Here is a 1,572-nt window from a genome sequence, read left to right on the forward strand (position 1 = left end):
CGAGCGTGCCGCGCACCACGTCCACGGAACCGTCCGCCCCGACGAACGCAAACGCCGGCTGTGCCGTCACGCCGAAGCGCTGCCATACCGCGCCGTCGACATCGGCGATGTTGGTGAAGAAGCCGACATCGTACTTGTCGACGAACGCCTGCATTGCCGGCTCCTGATCCAGCGCGGCCACGCCGACGAATGTCGCGTCGGGATTGGCCCGTGCGACTTTGGCGACGTCGGGAGCCTCCCGCTGGCAGGTGGGGCACCATGGCGCCCAGAACCAGAACACGGCGGGCTTGCCGGCCAGTGACTGTCCGGAGAACTCCTGCCCACCCACGGTCTTGGCAGTGAAGTCCAGTTCCGCCGGGACTGCCGGGGCGCTCGACGGCGCCGTCTGTTCAGCAGGCGACGCACCCGACGTTACCGAAGCGGCATCGCCACCGGTCCCGGTACAGCCTGCGACCAATCCGAACGCGCCCAGCAGCGCCAGCGCATACCTGATCCTCACTTGCGGAACCTCTCATCTCTTGGGGTGAATGCGGCAACCCAAGCAGCACATACGGCACGAGCGCGTGTGCTCTGTCATCGAAATGACAGTGTCGCTACCGAAACTTACGGTGCCCCAGTCTCAGCAGCGGACATGGAGACAGACTGCCGGAGAACTTGCGCTGGCGTCGAAGGCCGTGTGGTCGGGACCCAGCTTGGTGACGCTGCACTCGTCGAGCGGCGCATCGCCCACCTGTTTCAGGATGACGGTGTAGCCACCGGCGTGCAGTGAATCCATGGTGTCCTGCGCTGTTCCGGGACCGGCTGGGGCCGCAGTCACGACGGGGGAGGCTGGTCCCAGGCCCACCGCTGCCAGAACACTCACCGTGATCGTGACGAAACCTAAACGCTTCATTGCGTCGCCTCTCGATTGGCACGGGCCGAATCTGCTGGGTCCGAGGCCTCGGCGCATTCTCGACCGGTAACCACAATGCTCTGGTACCCAGCGATTGGGCGTCGAACTGTTCTTTGGCTGACACATGCTCTGGTTGAGGCGAACAGACGTTGTATTGAGCCGGTGGAGCGCTCACGCCAATTCAGCGACCGCAATCACCGGTATTCGGGGTTGGCAAAACCGAATCGTGAACCGGCATCCCAGCGTGCGCGTTGGTTTCCGTACGCGGGAACTCCCCCGACGGTGCGTAGCAGCGATGCGATGTGCATGAGGTTGTAGGTCATGAAGGTGGTGTTGCGGTTGGTGAAGTCGTTGTCCGGGCCGCCGGAACCTTCGTCGAGGTAGGACGGACCCGGGCCCGCAGGTCCCACCCAACCCGCATCAGCCTGCGGCGGGATCACGTAGCCCAGATGCTGCAGACTGTAGAGGATGTTCATCGCGCAGTGCTTGATCCCGTCCTCGTTGCCGGTGGTCAGGCACCCGCCGACACGACCGTAGTAGGCGTACTGTCCGGCGTCATTGAGAATCCCCGAGCATCCGTACAGCCGCTCGATGACGGTCTTCATCACCGAACTGTTGTCACCGAGCCATATCGGACCGACGAGGACGAGGATATCGGCGGCCATGATGCGTTCGTAGAG

Annotated in this window: 3 protein-coding genes; all 3 read right to left on the reverse strand. The window is 63.7% G+C overall.

What is annotated here, in order from left to right; genetic code table 11:
• Nucleotides 1-457, reverse strand: a 457-nt coding sequence (locus tag VIQ49_RS24780; protein WP_414731718.1) for a redoxin domain-containing protein, incomplete at its 3' end; no start/stop codon positions are given.
• Nucleotides 458-619: 162 nt separating this feature from the next.
• Complete coding sequence (locus VIQ49_RS24785; RefSeq protein ID WP_331889245.1) at nucleotides 620-892, reverse strand: hypothetical protein; 273 nt, start codon at nucleotides 890-892, stop codon at nucleotides 620-622.
• Between the two features lie 194 nt (nucleotides 893-1,086).
• On the reverse strand, nucleotides 1,087-1,572 hold a 486-nt coding region (locus VIQ49_RS24790), incomplete at its 5' end, for a flavodoxin family protein (RefSeq protein ID WP_331889246.1).

This window comes from Williamsia sp. (assembly GCF_036566845.1).
Taxonomy (GTDB): domain Bacteria; phylum Actinomycetota; class Actinomycetes; order Mycobacteriales; family Mycobacteriaceae; genus Williamsia.

Coding starts and splice junctions, on each gene's coding strand:
- VIQ49_RS24785 (WP_331889245.1), bottom strand. CDS start 892: ATGAAGCGTTTAGGTTTCGTCACGATCACGGTGAGTGTTCTGGCAGCG.